The sequence below is a fragment of the Rhodovulum sp. FJ3 genome, assembly GCF_032918305.1.
Taxonomy (GTDB): Bacteria; Pseudomonadota; Alphaproteobacteria; order Rhodobacterales; family Rhodobacteraceae; genus SAT37.
This window is the reverse complement of sequence record NZ_JAWJUU010000001.1, coordinates 156,622-178,058: the sequence shown is the minus strand read 5'-3', so window position 1 is coordinate 178,058 and position 21,437 is coordinate 156,622. Positions and strand designations below refer to the sequence as shown.

The 21,437-nt window shown below is 62.0% G+C and carries 23 protein-coding genes; 5 read left to right on the top strand and 18 right to left on the bottom strand.

Annotation, left to right across the window (positions count from 1 at the left end):
* Complete coding sequence (locus R1W00_RS00815) at positions 1 to 297, top strand: hypothetical protein (RefSeq protein WP_317260815.1); 297 nt, start codon at positions 1 to 3, stop codon at positions 295 to 297.
* Positions 298 to 421: 124 nt separating this feature from the next.
* A complete protein-coding gene (gene cysE / locus R1W00_RS00810) occupies positions 422 to 1,240 on the top strand; it encodes a serine O-acetyltransferase (RefSeq protein ID WP_317260814.1) in 819 nt (272 codons plus the stop codon).
* Between the two features lie 118 nt (positions 1,241 to 1,358).
* On the opposite strand, the gene R1W00_RS00805 is transcribed toward cysE, so the two are convergent.
* The 7 genes from R1W00_RS00805 to R1W00_RS00775 form a co-directional block, all read right to left on the bottom strand.
* Entirely contained in the window at positions 1,359 to 2,669 is a 1,311-nt protein-coding gene (locus R1W00_RS00805; protein ID WP_317260813.1) for a pyruvate dehydrogenase complex dihydrolipoamide acetyltransferase, read from the bottom strand.
* A gap of 12 nt (positions 2,670 to 2,681) precedes the next feature.
* Positions 2,682 to 4,046, bottom strand: a complete 1,365-nt coding sequence (locus R1W00_RS00800; protein WP_317260812.1) for a pyruvate dehydrogenase complex E1 component subunit beta — start codon at positions 4,044 to 4,046, stop codon at positions 2,682 to 2,684.
* A gap of 23 nt (positions 4,047 to 4,069) precedes the next feature.
* Complete coding sequence (gene pdhA, locus R1W00_RS00795; RefSeq protein ID WP_317260811.1) at positions 4,070 to 5,080, bottom strand: pyruvate dehydrogenase (acetyl-transferring) E1 component subunit alpha; 1,011 nt, start codon at positions 5,078 to 5,080, stop codon at positions 4,070 to 4,072.
* A gap of 117 nt (positions 5,081 to 5,197) precedes the next feature.
* Entirely contained in the window at positions 5,198 to 5,500 is a 303-nt protein-coding gene (locus R1W00_RS00790) for an FtsB family cell division protein (protein WP_317260810.1), read from the bottom strand.
* 165 nt (positions 5,501 to 5,665) lie between these two features.
* Complete coding sequence (locus tag R1W00_RS00785) at positions 5,666 to 6,331, bottom strand: hypothetical protein (protein ID WP_317260809.1); 666 nt, start codon at positions 6,329 to 6,331, stop codon at positions 5,666 to 5,668.
* Positions 6,332 to 6,409: 78 nt separating this feature from the next.
* Complete coding sequence (locus tag R1W00_RS00780) at positions 6,410 to 7,303, bottom strand: fructose bisphosphate aldolase (RefSeq protein WP_317260808.1); 894 nt, start codon at positions 7,301 to 7,303, stop codon at positions 6,410 to 6,412.
* A 113-nt stretch (positions 7,304 to 7,416) separates the two neighbouring features.
* Positions 7,417 to 8,595 carry a phosphoglycerate kinase gene (locus R1W00_RS00775; protein WP_317260807.1) on the bottom strand — a complete coding sequence of 393 codons (1,179 nt, stop codon included), beginning with the start codon at positions 8,593 to 8,595 and terminating at the stop codon, positions 7,417 to 7,419.
* A gap of 139 nt (positions 8,596 to 8,734) precedes the next feature.
* On the opposite strand from R1W00_RS00775, the gene R1W00_RS00770 reads away from it, so the two are divergent.
* Both R1W00_RS00770 and R1W00_RS00765 read left to right on the top strand, forming a co-directional pair.
* On the top strand, positions 8,735 to 9,241 hold the full coding sequence (locus R1W00_RS00770) for a peptidylprolyl isomerase (protein WP_317260806.1): 507 nt from the start codon (positions 8,735 to 8,737) through the stop codon (positions 9,239 to 9,241).
* Positions 9,234 to 9,791: a peptidylprolyl isomerase gene (locus R1W00_RS00765; RefSeq protein ID WP_317260805.1), complete on the top strand. Its 558-nt coding sequence runs from the start codon at positions 9,234 to 9,236 to the stop codon at positions 9,789 to 9,791. The genes R1W00_RS00770 and R1W00_RS00765 overlap by 8 nt, the downstream gene beginning before the upstream one ends.
* 114 nt (positions 9,792 to 9,905) lie before the next feature.
* On the opposite strand, the gene tyrS is transcribed toward R1W00_RS00765, so the two are convergent.
* Positions 9,906 to 11,159, bottom strand: coding sequence for a tyrosine--tRNA ligase (gene tyrS, locus R1W00_RS00760; RefSeq protein WP_317260804.1), 1,254 nt, complete (start codon positions 11,157 to 11,159; stop codon positions 9,906 to 9,908).
* A 68-nt stretch (positions 11,160 to 11,227) separates the two neighbouring features.
* Between tyrS and R1W00_RS00755 the strand changes: the two genes are divergently transcribed.
* Positions 11,228 to 12,349 (top strand): anhydro-N-acetylmuramic acid kinase, encoded by a 1,122-nt coding sequence (locus tag R1W00_RS00755; RefSeq protein ID WP_317260803.1) that lies wholly within the window; start codon positions 11,228 to 11,230, stop codon positions 12,347 to 12,349.
* Positions 12,350 to 12,439: 90 nt separating this feature from the next.
* On the opposite strand, the gene R1W00_RS00750 is transcribed toward R1W00_RS00755, so the two are convergent.
* The 10 genes from R1W00_RS00750 to R1W00_RS00705 form a co-directional block, all read right to left on the bottom strand.
* On the bottom strand, positions 12,440 to 12,937 hold the full coding sequence (locus tag R1W00_RS00750) for a DUF1097 domain-containing protein (RefSeq protein WP_317260802.1): 498 nt from the start codon (positions 12,935 to 12,937) through the stop codon (positions 12,440 to 12,442).
* Positions 12,938 to 13,099: 162 nt separating this feature from the next.
* Positions 13,100 to 13,525, bottom strand: a complete 426-nt coding sequence (locus R1W00_RS00745; RefSeq protein ID WP_317260801.1) for a cupin domain-containing protein — start codon at positions 13,523 to 13,525, stop codon at positions 13,100 to 13,102.
* A 53-nt stretch (positions 13,526 to 13,578) separates the two neighbouring features.
* A complete protein-coding gene (locus R1W00_RS00740) occupies positions 13,579 to 14,283 on the bottom strand; it encodes an NYN domain-containing protein (protein ID WP_317260800.1) in 705 nt (234 codons plus the stop codon).
* Positions 14,284 to 14,408: 125 nt separating this feature from the next.
* A complete protein-coding gene (gene eno, locus R1W00_RS00735; protein WP_317260799.1) occupies positions 14,409 to 15,686 on the bottom strand; it encodes a phosphopyruvate hydratase in 1,278 nt (425 codons plus the stop codon).
* Between the two features lie 111 nt (positions 15,687 to 15,797).
* Positions 15,798 to 16,694, bottom strand: a complete 897-nt coding sequence (locus tag R1W00_RS00730) for a DMT family transporter (RefSeq protein WP_317260798.1) — start codon at positions 16,692 to 16,694, stop codon at positions 15,798 to 15,800.
* A 74-nt stretch (positions 16,695 to 16,768) separates the two neighbouring features.
* On the bottom strand, positions 16,769 to 17,185 hold the full coding sequence (locus R1W00_RS00725) for a Fur family transcriptional regulator (protein WP_317260797.1): 417 nt from the start codon (positions 17,183 to 17,185) through the stop codon (positions 16,769 to 16,771).
* A 93-nt stretch (positions 17,186 to 17,278) separates the two neighbouring features.
* A complete protein-coding gene (locus tag R1W00_RS00720; protein WP_317260796.1) occupies positions 17,279 to 18,715 on the bottom strand; it encodes a protein adenylyltransferase SelO in 1,437 nt (478 codons plus the stop codon).
* A gap of 78 nt (positions 18,716 to 18,793) precedes the next feature.
* Positions 18,794 to 19,231, bottom strand: a complete 438-nt coding sequence (locus R1W00_RS00715) for a GNAT family N-acetyltransferase (RefSeq protein ID WP_317260795.1) — start codon at positions 19,229 to 19,231, stop codon at positions 18,794 to 18,796.
* Positions 19,228 to 20,172 (bottom strand): nucleoside hydrolase, encoded by a 945-nt coding sequence (locus R1W00_RS00710; protein ID WP_317260794.1) that lies wholly within the window; start codon positions 20,170 to 20,172, stop codon positions 19,228 to 19,230. Before R1W00_RS00710 ends, R1W00_RS00715 begins: the two co-directional genes overlap by 4 nt.
* A 197-nt stretch (positions 20,173 to 20,369) precedes the next feature.
* Complete coding sequence (locus R1W00_RS00705) at positions 20,370 to 21,380, bottom strand: Fe(3+) ABC transporter substrate-binding protein (RefSeq protein ID WP_317260793.1); 1,011 nt, start codon at positions 21,378 to 21,380, stop codon at positions 20,370 to 20,372.
* Positions 21,381 to 21,437 lie beyond the last annotated feature (57 nt).

Genomic DNA, 21,437 nt, shown 5'->3' with positions numbered 1-21,437 from the left:
ATGCGCCCCATTGGTCCGGGGGACGTGGCGGCGGCGGCCTGTGCGTTGATGAAGGTACCCGACAGCATGCGCGCGGCGCTGGCCGAGCGGATGCTGACCCATGCACAGGCCGCCGACAAGTATCGCAAACGGTTGGGGCGGGTGCATCCGCGCTGGGGCTGTGGGAGCCTGATGGACGTGGCGGGAACCTATCCCAGACGGGCCGAACCGTTCTGGGATGATCCGGAATATCTGCGCTGTGTCATGGTTATTCTGAGCGCGATTTGCGCGGTGCGCGGCGCGGCGGAGCGGGAATAAATTCTGGGCCGCCACGCAATTTTGCGAACGATTTCGCCTTGAAGTCACAATTCTGTGTAACATCTTTCGCTAGGCGTCCCTATGCACACGTTGTATAGAGACACCCAAAGCGAAAGGGGCCGCCATGCGGGAACAGAGTGCAAAACTGACCAAGGTTGATCCGGTTTGGCAACGGCTGCGGGTCGAGGCCGATGAGGTCGTGGCCAAGGAACCCCTGCTGGGTGGGTTGATCCATTCCAGTGTTCTGCATCACCGGTCTTTGTCGGCGGCGCTGTCCTATCGGGTGGCGCTAAAGCTGGCCTCGGCAGAGATGTCGGATCAGATGCTGCGCGAGATTTGTGATCAGGCGCATGCGGCCGATCCCAGCCTTGCCGATGCGGCGCGCGCCGATCTGGTGGCTGTGTTTGAACGCGATCCGGCCTGTATCCAGTATTTGCAACCCTTGTTGTATTTCAAAGGCTTCCAAGCGATTCAGGCCTATCGGATCGGGCATTGGCTGTGGAAACAGGGGCGGCATGATCTGGCGTACTTCTTTCAGATGCGTGTGTCCGAAGAGTTTGGTGTCGATATCCATCCCGCCTGTGCGGTGGGTAAGGGCATTTTCCTTGATCACGCGCATTCGATTGTGTTTGGGGCGACCGCGCGGGTTGGGGATAACGTGTCGATCCTGCATTCGGTGACGCTTGGCGGGACCGGTAAGGAAGAGGGCGACCGCCATCCCAAGATCGGCAACGGGGTTCTGATCGGGGCAGGGGCCAAGGTTCTGGGCAACATCACGGTTGGGCATTGCAGCCGGATTGCGGCGGGTTCCGTGGTGTTGAAAGACGTGCCGCCCTGCACCACAGTTGCCGGTGTGCCGGCGAAAATCGTGGGTGAGGCGGGATGCGATCAGCCGTCGGTCAGCATGGACCAGTTGCTGCACGAAGAGAAGCGCAAGTCGTAAAAGATTTTTTGAACCGAGTTCAGCGCGGCCGTCCGGATCATCCGGACGGCCGTTTCATTTGTTAAAATGAAAAACGCCCGCGCAATGCGCGGGCGTTTTCGGTTTATCATCTGGCGGCTCAGGCGAGCATCGCGACAGGATTTTCGAGGTTCTCAACAATCGCCGCGAGCAGCTCTGCGCCGAGGGCCCCGTCGATCACGCGGTGATCCACGGACATGGTGACGGACATGACGGTGGCGACACTCAGTTCGCCGTCATCGCCCACCACGGGTTTCTTGACGCCGGTGCCGACGGCCAGAATGCCCGCATGCGGCGGGTTCACGATGGCGTCGAAGTTGTCGATGCCGAACATGCCGAGGTTCGAGATCGCAAAGCTGCCGCCCTGATATTCTTGGGGGGCGAGTTTGCGGTCGCGGGCGCGGGCGGCGAGGTCCTTCATCTGGGCCGAGAGGGCCGAGAGGGACTTCATATCCGCGTCCTGCAGGACGGGGGTAAAGAGGCCGCCCTCAATAGCGACGGCGACGGCCACATCCGAGGCCTGCATTTTCAGCACGCGATCACCGGCCCAGACGGCGTTGGCGTCAGGCACCTGTTGCAGGGCGTTGGCGACGGCCTTGATGATGAAGTCGTTGACCGAGAGTTTCACGCCGCGCGGTTCAAGCTGTTTGTTGAGCTGGCTGCGGAATTTCAGCAGCGCGTCCAGCTTGATATCGCGACGCAGGTAGAAATGCGGGATGGTCTGTTTGGCCTCGGTCAGGCGGGCGGCGATGGTTTTGCGCATGCCGTCCAGTTTGACCTCGGTGAATTCGCGACCCTCATACATGCGGGCGATGGCGTCGGCCGAGGGGGACGCAGGTGCCGGTGCGGCCGCAGGAGCAGAGGCCGCAGCGGGAGTTGCCGCCGGAGCGGGGGCCGGTGCCGAGGCGTTGGCGCCTTCGACGTCGGCCTTGACGATGCGGCCATGCGGGCCGGAGCCGGTCAGGGTGGTCAGATCGACGCCCTTGTCGGCGGCGATGCGACGGGCGAGCGGCGAGGCGAAGACGCGTTTGCCGTCACCGGTTGCCGGAGCGGCGGGCGCAGCAGTGGGGGCGGGTGCATCGGCCTTGGGCGCCTCGGCGGCGCCGGCGTCCGATGCAGCGGCGGCAGGGGCCGCCGCGGGCGCAGACCCGATGTCATCGGCGGTTTCCCCATCGGCCAGAAGGACGGCGATGGCGGTGTTGACCTTGACGCCCTCGGAGCCCTCAGGGATCAGGATTTTACCGATCACGCCCTCATCCACGGCCTCGAATTCCATCGTGGCCTTGTCGGTTTCGATCTCGGCCAGCAGGTCGCCGGAATTGACCGTATCGCCCTCTTTGACCAGCCATTTTGCGAGCGTGCCCTCCTCCATCGTGGGGGACAGGGCGGGCATCAGAATTTCTGTTGGCATGCGCTGAACTCCTTAGCGATAGGTGACGGCTTTGACCGCGTCGATGACCTCTTTAGTGGTCACGAGCGCCAGTTTTTCAAGGTTGGCGGCATAGGGCATCGGGACGTCCTTGCCGGTGCAGTTCAGGACCGGTGCGTCGAGGTAATCAAACGCGTTGGTCATGATGTAGGCCGACAGGTGGTTGCCGATCGAGCAGACCGGGAAGCCCTCTTCGACGGTGATACAGCGGTTGGTTTTCATCACCGATTTGATCACCGTGTCATAGTCGATCGGACGCAGGGTGCGCAGGTCGATGACCTCGGCGCTGATGCCGTCTTTGGCCAGTTGTTCCGCCGCCTCAAGCGCGTAGGTCATGCCGATGCCGAAGGAGACGATGGTCACGTCCTCACCCGTGCGACAGACCTTGGCCTTGCCGAACGGGATGGTGAAATCGTCGAGCACAGGGACCTCAAAGCTTTTGCCGTAGAGGATCTCGTTTTCGAGGAAGATCACGGGGTTCGGATCGCGGATTGCCTGTTTCAGCAGACCCTTGGCGTCAGCCGCCGAATAGGGCTGGACGACCTTGAGGCCCGGGATCTGGGCGTACCATGCGGCGTAGTCTTGGCTGTGCTGGGCGCCAACGCGCGCGGCGGCGCCATTCGGGCCGCGGAACACGATGGGAGAGCCCATTTGACCGCCCGACATATAGAGCGTCTTGGCCGCCGAGTTGATGATGTGGTCAATCGCCTGCATCGCGAAGTTGAAGGTCATGAATTCCACGATCGGACGCAGACCGCCAAAGGCCGCGCCCACGGCGATACCGGCAAAGCCGTGTTCGGTGATCGGGGTGTCGATCACGCGTTTCGCGCCAAACTCGTCCAGCAGACCTTGGGAAATCTTGTAGGCACCTTGGTATTCGGCGACCTCTTCACCCATCAGGAACACGTCGTCGTCTTTGCGCATTTCCTCGGCCATGGCGTCGCGCAGGGCTTCGCGCACGGTGCTGGTTTTCATTTCCGTGCCCTCGGGCCAATCGGGCGTCTCATCGACGACCGGCGCGGCGGGGGCAGCGGCCACAGTCACGGCCGCGGGGGCCTCGGCCGCAGCGGGGGCAGCCGCGGCGGGTTCCGCAGCCGCGGCGTCATCGACGTTTTCGCCCTCTTCGATCAGAACGGCGATGGGCGTGTTGACGGCGACACCTTCGGTGCCTTCAGCGATCAGGATTTTGCCAACGATGCCTTCATCGACGGCCTCGAATTCCATGGTCGCCTTGTCGGTTTCGATCTCGGCCAGAATGTCACCGGACGATACGGTATCGCCCTCTTTGACCAGCCATTTGGCAAGCGTGCCTTCCTCCATGGTGGGGGACAGGGCGGGCATTAATACTTGGGTAGCCATTGTTCGTCTCTCTCCCTCGGGGCTCAGGCGTCTTGCGGCACTTCGGTGGCGTAAATGTCGGTCCAGAGTTCCTCGAGCGCCGGTTCGGGGCTGGTTTTCGAGAATTCTGCGGACTCGTTGACGATCTCTTTGATCTCTTTGTCGATCGCTTTGAGTTCGTCCTCGGAGGCGTGTTTGCCCGAGAGCAGCATCTCACGCACATGTTCGATCGCGTCGCGCTCTTCGCGCATCTTCTGGACCTCTTCGCGGGTGCGGTATTTCGCGGGGTCCGACATCGAGTGACCGCGATAACGGTATGTTTTCATTTCCAGAATATAGGGGCCCTTGCCCGCGCGGCAGTGGGCGACGGCCTTTTCCCCGGCGGCTTTGACGGCCAAAACGTCCATGCCGTCGACCTCTTCGCCTTTGATGCCGTAGGCGGCGCCGCGTTCCCACAGGGACGGGGATTTGGTCGAGCGCTGAACACTGGTGCCCATGGCGTATTGGTTGTTCTCGATCACAAAGATGACCGGCAGGTCCCAAAGCTCGGCCATGTTGTAGGTCTCATAGACCTGGCCCTGGTTCGCTGCGCCATCGCCGAAATAGGCGAAGGTCACGCGCTTGTTGTCTTTGTATTTGTCGGCAAAGGCGAGGCCCGCGCCAATCGGGACCTGCGCGCCAACGATGCCGTGGCCGCCGTAGAAGTGTTTTTCGCGGCTGAACATGTGCATCGAGCCGCCCTTACCTTTGGAATAGCCGCCTTCGCGACCGGTCAGCTCGGCCATGACGCCCTTGGGGTCCATCCCGCAGGCCAGCATATGGCCGTGGTCGCGGTAAGAGGTGACCCGCTTGTCGCCTTCTTCGGCGGCGGCCTCAAGACCGACGACGACGGCCTCTTGGCCGATGTAAAGGTGACAGAAGCCGCCGATCAGGCCCATGCCGTACAATTGGCCTGCCTTTTCCTCGAATCGCCGGATCAACAGCATTTCACGGTAATAGCTAAGCAGTTCTTCTTTGGAAGTATTTGGTTTTGAAGCGGTTTTTCGCGTGGCCATAGGGCGGTCTCCCGTTTGGGGATTGGGATAGTTTAATATTAAACCATTCCTACCAAATCAGGCGACGGATTGCGAGTGTCTTCTTGCACCACGGGAATGCGGGCGACAGTTTAGCGTTTAACGGATGACGATTTCGTCGCTGCGCAGCAGGCCAAGCACCTTGCGGGCCTGTTCGTCCAGCAGGTCGAGGTCCAGATAGTCGTCGGACAGGCGGCGGGTTTTGTTGCGCATCTGGGCGACCTGATCGGCAAGGCGGTCGCGTTCTACGGTCAGGTCATCGACCTCGGCCTCTACCTGGATGCGGCTGAACAGGCCGTAATCGCCCTGTACAGCCGCAAAGGTAAAGTACGCCGCAAGCGCAAAGGCCACCGCCGAATAGACGATGACACCGTAGGCTGGTTTACTGCGGGGTCTACTCATGAACACTGCCTCTGATCCGCCTCTAGCGGGCGGTAGGGTGATTCTGACACAGACGATTCGGGAAGGGAATCCCCAATCGACGGTTTGCACGTGAAAATTTCGGTGAGGCGCGGGCGGAGGGGGCGGGATGCCTGCGGCGCGAGTATTTGGGCCAAGCTGAAGGGGTCAGCGCGGGCAGGTGGTCGGTTGATACGGGTTGCGGGTTAGGTCGAGCGGGTCAAAGCGGAGTTTGAGTTTGGACCAGTTGTAGACGGTGGGCGTCGGGCCCTCGACGATCAGGAGCGCGTGGTAGGTGAATTGAAGCTTGCCGCCCGTTTCGGCGTGAAAGGCGGGCAGGCGCATGTCCCAGAGGGAGGTGAGGGCGCGGGTGTAGCTGTCGGTTGAGGGCGAGGTCGCGGTGAGGATGCAGGTGGGGGCGTCGGTTGGTGCGGCGCCGCGGTGTGTCGCCATGGCCAGTGCCGATCCCCATGACCAAACGGTGAGGGCGAGGAGAAGCGTTATGGGAGTGGTAAGGCGCGGTGTCGGGCTCAGGAGCCGGGCGAGGAAAAAGGCGTAGGCCGAGAGGTTTGCGATGGTGAAGAGGACCAGTGTTCCGTGGGGTGTCGGGCCGAACAGGAACGCCGCGGCGGCGAAGAGGGCGCAGGCGAGGAGCGGCAGAAGGGCGAGGATGCTGAGGAAGCGGGCCGTTTTGGGGCGCGGGGCGCCGCGCCACGCGAGCGACGGTAAGGTGAGCGAGAGGACGGCGAGCGCGAAAGTGGTGAGGTCAGGCGTGCGCGGTAGCCATGCGGAGATCCATGCGAGCAGGAGCGTGAGCAGGGCGGTCGGGCGCATGGGGGACCTCATCGAGTGGCATGAGTATTTATGCCAAGATGAAAAGGGCGGCGCAGATGGATGCGCCGCCCGATTGGGTTAGCCTGCGATCGAGGCCTGATAGATCGTGTCGATCGTTGCGGCCAGCGTGTCGTCGAATTCGGCGTCGGATTGCTTGGCGCTTAGGCCTTCGGTGAGGGCGCGCGAGAAGGAGGCGATCATGCCGCTGTTGCGCGAGAGTTTATCGTTGGCCTCTTCGCGGCTGTAACCGCCCGACAGAGCGACCAGTTTGACCACGCGGGGGTGATCGACCAGCACTTTGTACTGGTTGTCGTTTTCGGGCAGCGAGAGTTTCAGCATGATGTTCTGATCCTCGGCCAGCGCGTCGAGTTCGGCGAGGATCGCGTCGCGCAGGAGGTCTTCGGCGGCGGCCTTGTCCGCGATGGTGATCGTGACCTCGGGTTCGATGATCGGCACGAGGCCCTTGGCGAGGATCTGTTTGCCGATCTCGAATTGCTGGGCGACGACGGCCTTGACGCCTTCGGGGTTGGCCGCTGAGATGACCGAGCGCATTTTGGTGCCGAAGATGCCTTTGGCGACGGCCTTGTCCAGCAGGGCGTCGAGGTCGGGCATGGGTTTCATGACCTGAACGCCGCCGTCTTCTTCCGCGAGGCCCTTGTCGACCTTCAGGAAGGGCACGACCTGACATTCGTTCCACAGGTAGGTGGCGGTCGGGGTGCCGTCGATGTCGCGGTCCATGGTCATTTCGAACAGGATGGCGCCGACCACTTTGTCCCCGTTAAAAGCGGGCGATTTGATGATGCGCGAGCGCATCTGGTGGATCAGGTCGAACATCTCGGCCTCGCCCGAGTATTCGTTTTCCTCAACGCCGTAGAGGCGCAGGGCCTTGGGGGTCGAGCCCCCCGACTGATCAAGGGCGGCGATAAAGCCTTGGCCTGCGGAAACGCGCTTGAACTGGTCTGGGTTGGGCATGTCTATGTCCTGTGTACTGTCGGGGTTTCGTGTTGCCCCGGTTGATATGCGCTCTGAACGGGGGGCGCAAATGTGGTTGCGCTAACTCGTTCATTTGTCGGGTGTTTTGCCGATCAGCCGCCCAAAACCGTGACACCTGGCAGGTCTTTGCCCTCCATCCATTCAAGGAAAGCACCGCCAGCGGTCGAGATATAGGTGAACTTGTCCGCAGCCCCCGCGACGTTCAGCGCGGCAACGGTGTCGCCCCCGCCCGCGACGGAAATCAGGGTGCCCTCAGCGGTCAGTTCGGCGGCGGCTGTCGCGGCGGCGTTGGTGGCGGCGTCAAACGGCGGGATTTCAAATGCGCCCAGCGGCCCGTTCCAGATCAGCGTCTGCGCACTGGCCAGCGTTTTGGTGATGCGATCGACCGTGGCGGGGCCTGCGTCGAGGATCATCGCATCGGCGGGGCAGGCGTCGGCGGCCACGGTTTCGTTTTCGGCGTTTGCCTTGAATTCACGGGCGACAACAACGTCGCTGGGCAGGATGATTTCGCAATTCGCATCGGCGGCCTTGGTCAGGATGTCGCGCGCGGTGTCGGTCATGTCATGTTCGGCCAGCGATTTGCCGACGTCGATGCCTTGGGCCGCGAGGAAGGTGTTGGCCATGCCACCCCCGATGACCAGATGGTCGACCTTGCTGACGAGGTTGCCCAGAAGGTCCAGTTTGGTGGACACTTTGGCCCCGCCGACAACCGCGACCACGGGGCGTTTGGGCGTGCCAAGGGCGGCGTTCAGCGCCTCAAGCTCGGCCGCCATCAAACGACCCGCGGCGGCGGGCAGCTGGCGCGCGACACCTTCGGTCGAGGCATGGGCACGGTGGGCGGCGGAAAAGGCGTCGTTGACATAGATGTCGCCGAGGCTGGCCAGAAATTCGGCCATTTTCGGGTCGTTCTTTTCCTCCATCGGGGAAAAGCGGGTGTTCTCGACCAGAACGACCGAGCCCTTGGGCAGGGCGTCCAGCGCGGCGCGGTCGGGCGTTTCGACAAAGGTGACGCTTTGGCCTAGAGCGGCCTCAAGCGCGGGCAGGGTGATGCGCAGCGACATTTCCGGCACGACCTGACCCTTGGGGCGACCGAAATGCGCCAGCAGGACCGGCGTGCCCCCAGCGGCCAGAATATCGCGCAGGGTGGGGATGATGCGTTGGATGCGGGTGTCGTCGGTCACCTGACCGTTGTCCACGGGCACGTTGATATCCACGCGCACCAGAACGATCTTGTCCGCCATATCCATGTCATCAAGGGTTTTCCACGCCATCGTCCGCTCCTACCTAAGGCTATTCAGGGTCTTTACACCCTGAGGGGCGGGGCGCGTCAAGCTGTCCTCTGCGGTTCGGTCTTTTCTTTGGCTGTGGGGCCAAGTAGGGTTCGGCCAAATCGAACAGGAGGACCGGCAGATGGCCGATATCAAAGATCCCGAAAACACCATCATCATCGAGCTGAAAGACGGCAATGTTGTCATCGAACTGCTGCCCGACGTGGCACCGAAACATTGTGAGCGGATGAAAGAGCTGGCCCGTGCTGGGAAATACGACGGCGTTGTGTTTCACCGCGTGATCGACAGCTTTATGGCCCAGACGGGCGATGTCGAGCACGGTGTGCTGGACAAGGGTGGCGATCTGCGCCGTGCAGGCACCGGTGGGTCGGACCTGCCCGATCTGCCCGCCGAGTTCTCGAAGCTGCCCCATGATCGTGGTACGCTTGGCGCGGCGCGCTCGGCCAACCCGAATTCGGCCAACAGCCAGTTCTTTATCAACTTCAACGACAACCATTTCCTGAACGGCCAATACACGGTCTATGGCCGCGTGGTTGAGGGCATGGAGCATGTCGACGCCATCACCCGTGGTGAGCCGCCGATGTACCCCGACCAGATGATCAGCATGAAAGTCGCCGCCGATGTCTAAGCTGTTGTCCGCGGCGATTGCCGCACTGGGCCTGAGCGCGGGGGCCGCCGCCGCGACCGGTCTGGAGATCACCGTCGCGGGGGAGGCCAATGGCGTGATCACCGTTGACCTGTTCGAGGACCTGGCCCCCCAGCATGTTGAGCAAATCACCGCACTTGCCGCCGAAGGTCAGTATGACGGCGTGGTGTTTCACCGCGTGATCCCCGGGTTCATGGCGCAAACCGGTGACGTGGAGCACGGTCGCATCGGTCAGGACATGCGTCTGGCCGGGACCGGTGGGTCGGATCGTCCGGACCTGCCCGCCGAGTTCAGCGATTTCAACTATGAGCGCGGTGTGGTCGGCATGGCGCGCTCGAACAACCCGAACTCGGCCAACAGCCAGTTTTTCATCATGTTCGCCCCCGCGCCGCATCTGAACGGGGCCTATACGGTCGTCGGTCAGGTGACCGAGGGCATGGATGTGGTGGACGCGATCAAAAAAGGCGCGGGCCGTAACGGTGAGGTCATTGGCCGTCCCGATGTGATGGAAAGCGTTGTTGTGATCGACTGATCCCCGTCGCAGAAGCAGAATATGAAAACCCCGCCGGACGCGTTATCCGGCGGGGTTTTTTGATGTCTTGGTCAGGACGCCTTCGGCGAGAGTATTTTTACCAAGCTGAAGAGGTCAGTCGCCCAGAGTGATCAGGGCGTGACGTTTTTTACCGGCGCTGAGCTTGACCGGTTCGGCCAGATCGGCGGCGGAGAACAGGCGGCCCGGATCGTTGCAGGGTTCGTCGTTCACGCGCAGGGCGCCGTCGGTGATCAGGCGTTTGCCGTCCTTGCCGGATTTCGCGAGGCCCGAGCGCACCACGAGTTGGGCCAGCGAGATGCCATCGCCGATGTCACCTGCGGGCAGGGTTAGCGTGGGTAGGTCATCGCCGACGCCGCCCTTTTCAAACACTTCGCGTGCGGTGGCTTCGGCGGCGGCGGCGGCCTCGGCCCCGTGGCAGAGGGTTGTCACCTCATTGGCGAGGATGATTTTCGCGGCGTTGATCTCGGATCCCTCAAGCGCGCCGAGGCGGTCGCATTCCTCAACCGGGAGTTCGGTGTAGAGTTTCAGGAACCGGCCCACGTCCGCATCCGTCGTGTTGCGCCAGAACTGCCAGAATTCGTAGGGCGCGCGCATTTCGGCGTTCAGCCAGATCGCGCCTTCGGCGGTCTTGCCCATTTTCTTGCCATCGCTGGTGGTCAATAGGGGCGAGGTCAGGCCGTAAATCTCGTGATCCAGCACGCGGCGGGTCAGGTCGATCCCGTTGACGATATTGCCCCACTGATCGCTGCCGCCCATTTGCAGCAGACAGCCATAGCGGCGGTTCAGTTCGAGGAAGTCGTAGGCCTGTAGGATCATGTAGTTGAATTCGAGGAAGGACAGCGATTGTTCGCGGTCCAGACGCGATTTCACCGATTCAAACGACAGCATACGGTTCACACTGAAGTGCCGCCCGATGTCGCGCAGGAATTCGAGGTAGTTCAGTTCGTCCAGCCATTCGGCGTTGTTCAGCATCAGGGCGTCGGTCGGCCCGTCGCCATAGGTCACGTATTTCGCAAAGACCTGTTTGATGCCGTCGATGTTGTCGTCGATCTGGGCCTCGGTCAGCAGGGGGCGTTCGTCGGCGCGGAAGGACGGATCGCCCACCTTGGTCGTGCCGCCGCCCATCAGGGTGATCGGTTTGTGGCCGGTTTTCTGCAACCAGCGCAGCATCATGATCTGGATCAGGCTGCCGACATGCAGCGATTTCGCGGTTGCGTCAAAGCCGATATAGGCCGGTACAACCCCGTTGATCAGCGCCTCGTCGAGCGCTTGATAATCGGTGCAGTCGGCCAGAAAGCCGCGTTCGATCATCACACGCAGAAAGTCGGATTTGGGGTGGTAGGTCATCGGGTCTCTTGTCCACGGGTTGTGTTTCGGCCACTTCTATAACGGTGAGTGCTTTGGAGGGGAAGGCCATGTTGAAATCGGCACCGATTCGCGCCTTGGGGGCGATGTCCGGCACGTCGCTGGACGGTGTAGATGCGGCAGTTTTGGTGACTGACGGGGTTGAGATCCACGCTTTTGGCGATACGGGCTATCGCGCCTATACGGACAAAGAGCGCGCGGTGTTGCAGGGCGCGCTTGGCCGATGGCCGGGCGAAGACGGGGTGGAGGCCGCCGCAGAGGTGGTCGAGACCGCGCATGCGGCGTTGCTGTGTCGGTTTGATGAGGTCGATCTGGTCGGGTTTCACGGGCAGACATTGGCGCATGATCCGGGTGGGCGCGGGACGCATCAATGTGGCGATGGTCAGGTTCTGGCCGAGGTGTTGCAGCGTCCTGTGGTTTGGGATTTCCGGTCGGCGGATGTGCGTTTGGGCGGGCAGGGCGCGCCTCTGGCGCCGTTTTTCCATTTTGCCTGTGCCAAATGGGTCGGTGCGACGGGGCCGGTGGTGTTTCTGAACCTTGGCGGGGTCGGGAATATGACGTGGGTCGATCCGTCCTTTGATCGGCCGGACCAAAAGGGCGCACTGTTGGCGTTTGATACGGGGCCCGCGAATGCGCCGCTGAACGATTTGATGCAGGCGCGGCGCGGGGTTGCGATGGATGAGGACGCGGCGCTGGCGTCCAGCGGTTTGGTGGATGAGACCGTTGTGAACGCCGTTCTGGATCGCGGGTATTTCTACAAGGTGCCGCCGAAATCACTGGACCGTGACGCGTTTGGCGATGTGTTGGAGATGGTGTCGGATCTGAGTGACGCGGATGCGGCGGCGACCCTGACGGCGATCGTGGCGGGGTCTGTGGCGCGGGGGCTGGACCATTGTCCCGAGCCGCCCGAGCAGTTGCTGGTCACCGGTGGCGGGCGCAAGAATCCGTTGATGATGGAGATGCTGATCGAACGCTGCGGTGTGCCGGCGGTGCAGGTCGAAGAGGTCGGTCTGAACGGCGATATGTTAGAGGCGCAGGCCTTCGCCTATCTGGCGGTGCGCGTGGCGCGGGGATTGCCAACGTCCTGTCCGGGCACCACGGGGGTCAGCGCGTCTGTGGGCGGTGGGCAGGTCAGTCGCCCATCGGGGGCGGTGGTCGCGTCGAGGGTCTAAGCGACCGTAATCAAAAGGAAAAGGGCACCTGACGGTGCCCTTTGTTGTTTTTGGTTGGTTTGGTCTGCCCGATAGGGCGTGCCCTATGCCTTATTCCGCTTTGGCGGTCAGGGCACCTGCGCCTTTTTCCGAGACGAAGCCGAAGATGTTGCCGATGATCAGCGAGATCACGACGATGATCGCGGCCTTGAACACGGCGGTGATGTCGCCGATGGCCACGCCCGTCAGCAGGGCAAAGGCCGCCGTACTGGCATAGCCGTAGACCGCGGCGGGGATGGTGGCCAAGGCGGGGATATGTGCGCCCAGCACCAGAACAACCACCGAGATGCCGACCAGAGCCGAGGTGATCGCGACCGAGCCGCCCACGGTGCCCACGACGAACAGGGCGATGGCCGCGACCAAGGCGCCCCAGATGTGGTTGATGGCGGATTTCGTCACGCCGCCCGTGCCGCCGCCGGTGTGATAGAAGCTGCCCCAGCCGATGAACAGCGCCCAGACCTGTAGGCCGAAGTTCGTGCCGAGGCAGAGATAGGTGGCGACTGCGGCCAAGATGCCAATCGAGATCGCCAATGCGTTAATCAAATTCATGTCCGTTCCTCCCATTTCGTGTGCAGGTCGCTTGTTTTTTGTGCGTGACCTGCTGGGCGAAGGTTAGCCACAGACGCGGTTTGGTCGAATTGGACCATGGTGTCTGCGACCAACGTCGGGACATAGGGAAGGGGTGCGGACCGGTCGTACGACGGTCGTAGATTAGGGGATGTCAAAGCCCGCCGGCGCCATTTCGAAACCGTCGAATTGGAAGCCCGGACTGACCGTGCAGCCGACCAGCGTATAGGCGCCCGTGGGGCGCGCGGCCTGCCAGAACCCTTTGGGAACAAGGATTTGCGGGGACTGTCCGGCCATGACATCAGGGCCAAGGGTCCAGTCGCGGCGCGGGCCCGCCTCATCGGCGGCGATCTTCAGGGTCAGGGGATCGCCCGCGTAGAAATGCCAGATTTCGTCGGCGTCCACGCGGTGCCAATGCGAAGTTTGTCGCGCCTCGAGCAGGTAATAGATCGCCGTACCGACGGGGCGTTCCCCCACCGCCGCGCTGGCCGCCCATGTTTCGCGGTACCAGCCGCCCTCGGGGTGGGGACGCAGGTCGAGATGGTCGATCAGGGCGGATGCGGATGTCATGGCGGCCTCGGTTGGATGTGCTTGGAGCCAGTGTGGCGCGCCATGGGGCGGGGTCAAGTGCCGGTACCGTGGTCTGCGTCAATCAGGGTGCGTACATGGGTCTGATTGTCTTTGGTCATCAGCTTGTAAAGGTGTGGCAGGCCCTCAAGGTATGCACGCCATGTTTTCTGGGTCGTGGTCGAAATTTGAAAGCTTGGTACTCTTTCGCGCATGAGCACATTCAGCTTTCCGGTCTCCAACCACCCGTGATTATCCCCGTGCACGCGCAGAATCCCCATGATGTTTTGGTCGACCGATGAAAGCGCGGACGAGGGCGCGGGTTTCGGGGCGTGTAACGGCACAGGATCAGACGGTGTGGCGGAGAAGGTGAGGTTGACAAACTCACTGCAGGCTTTGCTGAACTTGCGGGGCGTTTTGAGCTCGCCGATGCCGATGACCTCGGTCCCATGTTCCCGCAAATAGGTCGCGAGATGCGAGAAGTCGCCGTCCGAACTGGCGATCACCACCTGCTTGATATCTTGGATCAGGGCCAGATGCACCGCCTCGAGACACAGCAACATATCGCTGGCGTTCTTGCCCGAACCGGCATGCACCACTTTCCACCCGGGCATGTCGGACCAGCCGTTCTGCTTGGCCGCGTCTTGATAGATTCGGCGAATTGTGGCGGTGCCGTAGCGCGCGGCGGCGTTCAGAATTTGCACCGCAAAATCGGCGCGGATATTTTCGCCGTCAACAAGCACGGCAACGGGGGAAGACATGAAACCTCATACACAACGTAAACATCTATAGCGTGTATGGTCGGCGCATGTGGCCACAATAGGGCGAGATGTGAAAAAACACCCGCCACGGGGACGGGTGTTTTCAAAAACTGTCGTGAAGGCGATTAGCCCTTGAGGATCGAGGCACCCGCGTATTCGGCGGTTTCGCCCAGTAGTTCCTCAATCCGGATCAGCTGGTTGTATTTGGCCAGACGGTCCGAGCGCGACAGCGAGCCGGTTTTGATCTGGCCACAGTTGGTCGCCACGGCCAGGTCGGCGATGGTGGCGTCCTCGGTCTCGCCCGAGCGGTGCGACATCACGTTGGTGTAGCGCGCGCGGTGCGCCATATCGACGGCCTTGAGCGTCTCGGTCAGCGAGCCGATCTGGTTCACTTTGACCAGCATCGAGTTGGCGACGCCTTGGGCGATGCCATCGGCCAGACGGACGGGGTTGGTCACGAACAGGTCGTCGCCGACCAGTTGCACCTTGTCGCCCAGTTTCTCGGTCAGCAGTTTCCAACCGGCCCAGTCGTCCTCGGCCATGCCGTCCTCGATCGAGATGATCGGGTAGTCATCGCAGAGTTTCGCCAGATAGTCGGCGTTTTCCTCGGACGTCAGCGAAACGCCTTCGCCCTTCATCTCGTACTTGCCGTCGACGTAGTATTCGGTCGAGGCGCAATCGAGGGCCAGATAGATGTCCTGACCCGGTTTGTAGCCTGCTTTCTCGATGGCCTTCAGAACAAAGTCCAGCGCAACGCGGGTCGATTCCAGAGCGGGGGCAAAGCCACCTTCGTCGCCGATACCGGTGTTGTAACCGGCCGAGGACAGCTCTTTTTTCAGGGTGTGGAACACTTCGGCGCCCATGCGGATCGCGTCACGGATGTTCGTGGCGCTGACCGGCATGATCATGAATTCTTGGATGTCGATGGGGTTATCGGCGTGCTCACCGCCGTTGATGATGTTCATCATCGGAACGGGCAGAACGCGGGCCGAGGTGCCGCCGACATAACGGAACAGCGGCTGACCGGTGAATTCGGCGGCTGCCTTGGCACAGGCCAGCGAGACGCCAAGGATCGCGTTCGCGCCCAGACGGCCCTTGTTCGACGTGCCGTCCAGTTCGATCATCATGCCGTCGATAGCGACCTGCTCGGTCACGTCCATGCCGATCAGGGCTTCGGCGATTTCACCGTTCACGGCTGCGACGGCCTCAAGCACGCCTTTGCCCAGATAACGGCCCTTGTCGCCGTCGCGCTTTTCCACGGCCTCGTGTGCACCGGTCGAGGCGCCCGAGGGAACAGCAGCGCGGCCCATTGTGCCGTCTTCGAGGATGACGTCGACCTCAACCGTGGGGTTGCCACGGCTGTCCAGGATTTCGCGTCCGATGATTTCGATGATGGTGCTCATAAGAAAACCTTTGGGTTGTCCAATAAAATTCTGTCGCGTGCTTAATAACAGGGAACGCGTGTCATTCAAGTGAACATTGTTAGCGTTAACGCTACCTGTTGCGTTAACAGGTCAGGTTTTTAACGCTTTTGCCGCCAGACGCGCGGCGCGTTGCTTGGCCTGACGTTCGCGGGCAAAGGCATAGACGCCCGAGCCGATGATCACCGCCGCCCCGATCAGGGTCAGCGCGTCGGGACGTTCATGGAACACGATGAACCCGATGGCAAGCGCGAACAGCAACCGCGAATAGCGAAACGGCGTGATAACAGAAACATCGCCCGCCCGCGTCGCCTCAACCAGCATATAATAGCCCAGAGCGCCCATAAAGGTGGCGGCGATCAGTTGCCCGCCAAGGGTCACGTCCACGGGATCGGCACGCCCCTGTAGCCACATCAGGACCAGACCGGCGGGCACCACGGACAAGAACCCGTATGTCGACATCTGCATCGTCTTGACCTCGGGCGGGCAGACGCGGGTCGCCAGATCGCGCACGGTTAGGCCCAGAACCGCCTGCACCGCGAAGAGGGACGTGGGGTCGAAATGCGCGGTGCCTGGACGGATGATCAACATCACCCCAAAGAACCCCATCAGGATCGCCAGCCACCGCCGCCATCCGACCGCATGACCAAGGAACAACGCCGCCCCAAGCGTCACGGTCAGCGGTGTCGCCTGAAAGATCGCGGTGGCCGTGGACAGGTTCGACAGGGTCACCGCCAAGAGAAAGCCGCTGGTCCCGATGATTTCGCCGATGTTGCGCAGCAAAACCGGACCGCGCCACAGGGCCCGCGCCAACAGGGGCAGGCCCTGAACCTTGCAGATGATCCCGTAGACCACACCGCCCATGATCCCCAGCGAGGCAAGGATCTGACCCACGCCCAAATCGGCGGCCATGATCTTGATGAACATGTCCTCAAGCGCAAAGGCCAGCATGGCCGCAACCATCAGGAAAATACCGCGCCGATTGTCCATGTTGATCCTCCCGTTCACGCTAACGGCCATATCGCGGGGATGCGGTTGCGGGAAGGGGGAAATTGACCGCCGGGTCAGTCTTTTTTCTTGATCGGGCTGCCGTAGAGTTCAAGCTTGTGCCCATGCAACCGATAGCCCAGACGGCGCGCGATCTTTTCCTGTAGGGCCTCGATCTCGGGGTCGCAGAATTCGATCACCTGTCCGGTGGTCATGTCGATCAGGTGGTCGTGGTGGTCGCGCTCGGCGTCCTCGTAGCGCGCGCGCCCGTCGCCGAATTCCAGCTTTTCCAGAATGCCGGATTCCTCGAGCAGCTTCACCGTACGATAAACCGTGGCCAGACTGATGCGCGGGTCGATCTTGGACGCGCGGGCATAGAGTTCTTCTGCATCGGGGTGGTCGTCGCTGTCCTGCAGAACCTGCGCAATCGTACGGCGCTGATCCGTCATGCGCAGTTTTTGCGCTTCGCAGCGGGCGATGATGGTGTTGCTCATAGGGTCAGCGCGTCTTGTTCGGGGTCGGCGGGTGGTTCTGTGTACCCGAGGGGCCGCGCCCCGCCAACCGAAAATCGCGTGTGCGCAGGGGCCTCAGGTGCCGCAAAAGGTTTGTCGGACCTCTTGGTCCGCGGTGGGGGCCATGGTCAGATCGCCCATGTCCGGCGCGGGCTCATAGGGCGATTTCAGCGCGCTGTGCAACCGGTGAAACGGCGCGTAATCCCCCGCAACGGCGGCGGTGATGGCCTCCTCCACGCGGTGGTTGCGCGGGATGATCGCGGGGTTTGCGGCACGCATAATCGCGGTTTGGGTGGCCGCGTCCGTACCCTCCGCCGCCAGACGGGCGCGCCACGCATCGTGCCATTGATCATAGGCGGCAGGATCGGAAAACGCGTCACGCGCAGTGCCATCGGCCAAGGCGCGAAAGGTGTTGGTGAAATCCGCGCCCAAACTGCCCATACGGTTCAGCAGGTCCTGGATCAATTGCGCGTCCTCGGGCGTCGCGTTTTTCAGCCCGATCTTGCGCCCGAACCGGCGGGTCCACGCGGCCTGAAACTGGGGCGCGAAGTCGTTCAGTGCGGCGCTTGCCACCTCGACCGCCTGCGCCTCATTCGTGTCGATCAGGGGCAGGATCGCGCTGGCCAGTTGGGCAAGGTTCCAGACCGCGATATCGGCCTGCTGGTTATAGGCATAGCGCCCGTGCCGGTCGATCGAGGAAAACACCTTGGCCGGATGATAGGCGTCCATGAACGCGCAGGGGCCATAGTCGATCGTTTCCCCCGACAGGGTCATGTTATCCGTGTTCATCACCCCGTGGATGAACCCCAGCGACATCCAGTGCGCGACCAGTTCGGCCTGTGCGGTGATGACCTGCTCGAGCATCTGTAGCGGCGTTTCGGCGTCCAGATAATGACGCGCGCGGGTGAATTCATAGAGGGTGCGCAGGGCGTCGATATCGCGTTGGGACGCGAAATATTGAAACGTGCCGATGCGGATATGGCTGCGCGCGACGCGGGTCAGAACGGCACCGGGCAGGCGGGTTTCGCGATAGACGTCCTCTCCCGTCAGAACGGCGGCAAGGGCGCGGGTCGTGGGCACGCCAAGGGCATGCATCGCCTCGGACAACAGGTATTCGCGGATCACCGGCCCGACCCACGCGCGCCCGTCACCGCCCCGCGAATAGGGGGTCCGACCGGCGCCTTTCAGCTGGATATCGACCTGCGGGCCGCCCTCGGGCGTCAGCTCCCCCAGCAGCACCGCGCGCCCGTCGCCCAGACGCGGGTTCCAGCCGCCGAACTGATGCCCCGCATAGACAGCGGCCAGTGGCGTCGCGCCTTGGGGCAGGGCATTGCCCGCCAAGATCGCCACGCCCTCGGGCGAGGTCAGATCGTCGGGGTTCAGCCCCAAGTCCCGCGCCAGATCGTCGTTCACCGCAATCAGGGACGGCGCGCGCACGGGCGTCGGTCCGATCTTGGTAAAGAACCGGTCAGGCAAGGTGGCGTAGGTGGCAGAGGTCGCGAAATGAAACATGAACCTGATCTAGGGTGGATGACGCGCGATTGCCAGATGATCCTGTCGCGCGCCCCGTATTGATCTTGGTGTTTTGCTTTAAGTTTGGCGTGTAAATATTTGATTTTCGGACGTGAAGTGCAGTCGTGACAGCAGGGGTGCGGCCGGATGATCGGCACCCACCGGAACGTCAATCGCCACCACGCCCATCTGGCCCAGCATGGACACCAGTTGCGTCAGGGCCTGTGTTCCCATCCCACGTGCACGGATGCGGGGACGGATGTAGATGTCCTGCACCACGGCCTCGCGCCCGCCACGCGATAGGGAAAAGCCAAACGAGACAAACAGATAACCCACCGGCGCGCGCGGCGGGCCGATCAGCCAGACCGCCGCCTGAATGTCCTGCTCAAACAGGGTCGCCAGCGTCTGTTCAACGTGGTCCTCGGTGGTGGTCAGACCGGCCTCGGCGTGACAGGCGGTGATCAGCGGGATCAACCGCGCCGCATCGGCGGGGCCGGCCAGAGTCAGCAGGCTCATAGGGTGGCCAAACGCTCGGTCAACAGGGTGAAAAAGCCCTCATCGTCGATGTCCTTGATGAACAGCGCGTTTTCAGGGCGATCCGTCACGCGCCACCAATCGGCCACCGTCATCCCGAGGGTCAGGTCCGAGCCGGTTTCGATTTCGACGTTGATCTCGCGGCCCTGAAACAGGTCGGGGTTCAGCAGATAACCGATCACCGTCGGATCATGCAGGGGCGCACCGGTCGAGCCGTATTTTTCCTTGTCAAAGCGTTCGAAAAAGTCGGTCATCTCGGCCACGGCGATCCCGACCTTGCCCGGTAGGGCGCGGAAGGCGTCGTTGCGCTCTTTCGTGACCAGTGTCTTGTGCGTCACGTCTAGCGGCAGCACCACCAACGGGATGCCCGCGCCGAACACGATCTTGGCGGCCTCGGGGTCGACGTAGATGTTGAACTCGGCCGTCGGGGTGATGTTGCCAACCTCGAAATAGGCGCCGCCCATCATGACGATCTGTTTGATCTTGGGGGCGATGTCGGGCGCGCGTTGCAGGGCGGTTGCCACATTGGTCAACGGGCCCAGCGTGCAGAGGCTGATGCTACCCGCAGGGGCGTTGCGGAAGGTGTCGATGATAAAATCGACCGCGTGCTGTTCCTGTAGCGGCATCACCGGATCGGGCAGGGTCGGACCGTCCAAGCCGGTCTTGCCATGCACATGTTCCGCCGTCACCAGAGGGCGGGCGATCGGCGCATCACAGCCGGAAAACACGCGGATGTCGGGGCGGTTGGCCAGTTCACACACAATGCGTGCGTTCTTTTCCGTCAGGGCAAGCGGTACATTGCCCGCGACGGCGGTAATTCCAAGGATTTCAATCTCTTGCGGGCTGCCAAGCGCCAAGAGAATGGCGACGGCATCGTCCTGTCCCGGGTCGGTGTCGATGATGATTTGGTGCGGTGTGGTCAAGGTCTTCTCCTGCCTTTTGAGGGACCCTGACAAGGGGGGCGAACATTGTCCAGCAACTAGGCGACAGGTTTGACCAAAAAGGCAGAATTCGGCCTGACGCGGTTTTTTCTGGTTACGGAAACGCCCTGAATAGTGCAGCCAAAGAAAAAGGCGCCGAACCGAGGTTCAGCGCCTTTTCCGTCACCTTAAACGGGGGATCAGCCGTCGAAGTTGACTTCTTCCATGATGCGCAGCGCGGTCGGGCGCAGCTTGGCCAGATCCATCAGGTTGGCCGCGTCCGGTGCGAAGTCACCCCAGCTTTGGACCAGTTCCGAACGTGCGACGCCCGGTTTGACGGGGAATTCATAGTTCACTTCGGCGTAGATTTCCTGAGCTTCGGGCGAGGCGAGGAATTCCATGAACGCCAGCGCATCTTCTTTGTGCGGGGCGGCCTTGGTCATGGCGACGCCCGAGACGTTCATGTGGGTGCCTTTGCCGTCAAATTCGGGGAACACGATGCGCACCGAGTTGGCCCATTCGCTCTGCTCTTCGTTCTCCAGCATCTTGCCCATGTAGTAGGTGTTGCCGAGGCTGATGTCGCATTCACCGGCCCAGATCGCCTTGACCTGTGCGCGGTCGTTGCCTTGGGGCTTGCGGGCGAGGTTGGCTTTGACGCCTTCGGCCCACTCTTTGGCGTAGTCTTCGCCGTGGTGGTGGATGATGCCCGAGATCAGAGCAAGGTTATAGGGGTGCGTGCCCGAACGGGTACAGATGCGGCCCGCCCATTTCGGATCGGTCAGGTCCTCATAGGTGGTGATTTCGCCGTCTGCGACGCGGTCCTTGCTGGCGTAAACGATACGGGCGCGGGTGGTGACGCCGAACCATTCATTGCCGGGGTCGCGGAATTCGGCGGGGATGTTGTCGTTCAGAACGGCGCTCTCGACCGGTTGGGTCACACCGGCCTCGACCGCTTGGCTGAGGCGCGAGATGTCGACGGTCATGATGATGTCGGCTGGCGAACGCTCGCCCTCGGCCTGCAGGCGCTCGGTCAGGCCTTTGTCCAGATAGGCAACGTTGGTTTCAATGCCGGTGGCCTTGGTAAAGGCCTCGGTGATCGGGGCGATCAGTTCGGGCTGACGCTGGGAATAGATGTTGACCTCGGCCAGTGCAGGGGTGGCCGCCGCAGCGGTTGCCAGTGCGATCGAGAAAGTGCGCAGATCAAACGACATTGGATTCTCCTGTTCCTTCGTTGCGCGTTTTAAACCTGACTATTTTGGTCGGGTCAA